This window comes from Mycobacterium sp., from assembly GCF_019247615.1.
In the GTDB taxonomy this organism is placed as follows: domain Bacteria; phylum Actinomycetota; class Actinomycetes; order Mycobacteriales; family Mycobacteriaceae; genus Mycobacterium.
In genome coordinates this window covers 1-3,559 of sequence record NZ_JAFBAT010000034.1, presented here as the reverse complement: position 1 = coordinate 3,559, position 3,559 = coordinate 1, and the positions used below count along the sequence as shown (strand labels likewise).

Genomic DNA, 3,559 nt, shown 5'->3' with positions numbered 1-3,559 from the left:
GCGGGTTCGCCTCACTGAGCGATGCAGTCGGGTCGGCGGCAGCCAGACCGGGGCGCCCCCCAGGCTAGATCACGCCGCCCCGGCTTCGTCGTCTTCGTCGTCCCCACCCGCCAGGAGCTTTTTCCGGGTGGTGGAATGTATTGGTCCTCGGCTGGCCGTGGTCGAGGTGGGGCGGGGGAATCCATTCTGTGGTGCCGTCTTTGCGTTTTCGGGTGGTCCAGCCGCCGGGTTCGACCAGTGCGTGGTCTGCCGCGCAGGCTAGTGTCAGGGTGTTGACATCGGTGCAGTGTGTGGTTGCCCAGTCCTCGACGTGGTGAACTTCGCACCAGTACGGCGGCGCATCGCAGCCGGGTCGGCTGCAGCCGCGGTCCTCGGCGTAGAGGACTATTCGTTGGCCGGCCGAGGCGATGCGCTTGGTGTGGTACAGCGCAAGCGCCTTGCTGTTCTCGAAGATCGCCAGGTAGTGATGGGCATGGCGGGCCAGCCGGATGACATCCGACATCGGCATGCGCGTGCCGCCACCGGTGACCGCGGCCGGCCGCCGAGTCCAGCTCCTTGAGCGTGGTGGACAACGACGATCGTCGCTGGTAATCCGTTGTGCTGCCCCACTTCTCCCGACGCCAGGACGGCGCGCAGGGCGGCGTTGAGGCCGTCGCGGTCGCGCTGGGCGGCGCTGCGCGAATCCCGTTGTCGCGCAAGCTTGTCTGCTGGGCCGTCCACTGTGGGCGTCTCATCTTCGGGTTTGCACATTCCGGGTGCAGCGGTCTTGGCCAGCACCGCCTCGAGGGTGGCGCGGGCCTCGGGCGTCAGCAAGGCGCGCACCTCGGACAAGCCATCGGGGCCTTGCCTGCCGAGGGTGGGGCCGCGTCGTCGGGCGCGGTCATTGTCGGTGTAGGTGCCATCGGGGTTGAGGTAATCGGCGAGCTGGCGCGCAAGGTCGGCGAGGTGGTCGGGACGATACTTGATGGCCAGCCCTGCCAGTTGGGCTTCGGCGCACTCGCGCGTGCCGAGGTCTACCGCATCGGGCAGCTGGTTGAGGAACCGCCGGATCACCGTCACGTGCGCGGCGTCGATTTTGCCCGCGCGCTGGGCGGCCGAGGTCGCGGTCAGCCGGGGCGCCAGCACTTCACCCGTCAGCGCCCGGCGCGGACCCAGATCGGCGGCCTCGGTCACCCGCCGCGACGCCTCGGCCCGGGTGACGCGTAACCGGTCGGCCAAGACGTGCGGAAGGAGGCCGCCGAGCTCTTTGCGGCCCGCCTGTTCGGCGAGCTGATTGATCAGCTCATGGCCGGGGGCGCAGAGCCGACGCGTCTCGCGCTCGAGCCGCTCCAGCAGGGCCAGCACCGGCGCCGAATCACGTCACCGGCTGGGAACTCGAGAACCCGAGGCCTACGTCTGCTCGTAGGTGCCGTAAATGTAGGCCCGCGCGATCGCGTGCTGGAACAGGTTGAACCCCAGGAAGGCGGGACTGGCGTCCTCGGGCAGGTCAAGCTTGTCGACATCCACGGCATGCACGGCGACGTAGTAGCGATGCGGCCCGTGGCCTGGAGGCGGCGCGGCGCCGACATAACGGCGCATGCCCGCGTCGTTCACCAACGTCAGCGCCCCGCCGGGCAGCTCACTGCCGTCACCCGCATTGTCGGGCAGCTCGGTCACGTCGGCGGGCAGGTTGGCCACCGCCCAGTGCCAGAACCCGGACAGTGTGGGCGCGTCCGGGTCGTAGACGGTGACCGCGAAGCTGCGGGTCTCCTCCGGGAATCCGGACCAACTCAGCTGCGGGCTGACGTCCTCACCACCGGCGCCCATGATCCCACTGACCTGTTGTGTCGCCAGAGGCTGGCCGTTGGTGATGGAGTTCGAGGTCAGGCTGAACAGCGGCAGTTTGGGCAGGGCGTCGTACGGGTCGGGCGACAAGCTCATGACGATCCTCTCGTGATTTGTTGTGGGACTTTAATTTTCGGACTCGCCTCGGTATTCGGACTAGCAGCGTGTCAGGAAATGCATTAGCACGTCGACGCCAAACCTCAACGATTCGACGGGTACGCGCTCGTCCACGCCGTGGAACAGGGCCGCGAAATCCAGGTCCGGCGGCAACCGCAACGGGCTGAAGCCGAAGCATCGAATACCCAAGCCCGCGAAGGCCTTCGCGTCGGTGCCCCCGGAGAGCATGTAGGGCACCGTGCGGCCGTCCGGGTCAAGCGCGAGCACCGCGGCGTTCATGGCGTCCACCAGGTCGCCGTCGAAGCTGGTCTCATATGACGGCAGGTCCCTGATCCATTCGCGATCGACGTCGGGGCCGATCAGCTTGTCGACCTCGGCCTCGAACGCCGCCCTTCGGCCGGGAAGGATGCGGCAGTCCACCACCGCTTCCGCGCTGGCCGGGATGACATTGGCCTTGTATCCGGCCTTGAGCATCGTCGGGTTCGCGGTGTCGCGCAGCACGGCCTTCAGCATGCGAGCCATCGGGCCCAGCTTTTCGATCGCGCCCTCCAGGTCGGCCGACTCGGTGTCGAACGTCAACCCGGTCTCGTCGCTGACCGCGGCCAGGAAGTCGGCGACGGTGTCGGTGAGGATGAGCGGAAATCGGTGCCGCCCCAGCCGGGCCACCGCCTCGGCAACGGCGGTGACGGCGTTCTGATCGTGCACCATCGATCCGTGCCCGGCGGGACCGCGGGCGGTCAGCCTCATCCACGACAGCCCCTTCTCGGCCGTCTCGATCAGATACAGTCGGCGCTCGCCCCCGTCCCGGCGCGGGACGGTCAGGGAAAAACCGCCCACTTCGCCGACCGCCTCGGTGACGCCGTCGAACAGGTCCGGCCGGTTCCGCACCAACCACTGTGCTCCCTGATGGCCGCCGTGTTCTTCGTCGGCAACGAAGGCGAACACCAAATCGCGGGGCGGCACGATGCGGGCCCGCTTCAACTGCCGGGCCACCACGATCATCATCCCGACCATGTCCTTCATGTCGACCGCTCCGCGGCCCCAGACAAAGCCGTCTTTGACCGCCCCGGAGAACGGATGCACACTCCAATCGGCCGGCTCAGCGGGTACGACGTCGAGATGGCCGTGGATCAGGAGGGCGCCGCGCGTGCTGTCGGCTCCCTCGATGCGAGCGAACACATTGCCCCGGCCGGGCGCGCCCGATTCGATGTACTGCGGCGCATAGCCGACTTCTTGGAGCTGCTCGGCGATCCACTGAGCACACTCGGCCTCGCCCTGCGTCGTCTCCGGCTCGCCGGTGTTGGTGGTATTGAACCGGATCAACCGGCTGACGACCTCGACCACGTCGTCGCTGGAATTGACCGGAAGTTCGGTTGCCCCGCTCGCCCCACTTTCAGAGGTCACAACCACCTTTCCTACCACTGCGGGGGCGTCGTGTCCGGGCTGGGAACGCCCGCATCGTCGGCAAGCTGGGTTGGGCGCGCGCATGGCTATCCGATAGCCTTAGCTGCCAACTCTCGTTTGGTCTTGTCCGAGTGGCGGAATGGCAGACGCGCTAGCTTGAGGTGCTAGTGCCCTACTAATGGGCGTGGGGGTTCAAGTCCCCCCTCGGACACAA

At 67.5% G+C, this 3,559-nt stretch carries 2 protein-coding genes, 1 tRNA gene and 1 pseudogene; 1 reads left to right on the top strand and 3 read right to left on the bottom strand.

Going from position 1 to position 3,559, the window contains the following annotated elements:
• Window positions 1-69: 69 nt before the first annotated feature.
• The 3 genes and pseudogenes from JO059_RS02350 to JO059_RS02340 form a co-directional block, all read right to left on the bottom strand.
• A pseudogene (locus JO059_RS02350) lies at window positions 70-1,341 on the bottom strand (DUF222 domain-containing protein); the annotation flags it as partial.
• Between the two features lie 48 nt (window positions 1,342-1,389).
• The gene (locus JO059_RS02345) at window positions 1,390-1,920 is read right to left on the bottom strand and encodes a YbhB/YbcL family Raf kinase inhibitor-like protein (protein WP_293314477.1); all 531 of its coding nucleotides are present in this window, start codon (window positions 1,918-1,920) and stop codon (window positions 1,390-1,392) included.
• Between the two features lie 60 nt (window positions 1,921-1,980).
• Window positions 1,981-3,345, bottom strand: coding sequence for a M20/M25/M40 family metallo-hydrolase (locus JO059_RS02340; protein WP_293314476.1), 1,365 nt, complete (start codon window positions 3,343-3,345; stop codon window positions 1,981-1,983).
• Window positions 3,346-3,470: 125 nt separating this feature from the next.
• Here JO059_RS02340 and JO059_RS02335 point away from each other — a divergent pair.
• Window positions 3,471-3,556, top strand: a tRNA-Leu gene (locus JO059_RS02335).
• The last annotated feature ends 3 nt before the right edge of the window (window positions 3,557-3,559 follow it).

What these genes read in the sequence shown, in the direction of transcription:
- JO059_RS02345 (WP_293314477.1), bottom strand. Translation starts at nt 1,920, where the DNA reads ATGAGCTTGTCGCCCGACCCGTACGACGCCCTGCCCAAACTGCCGCTG.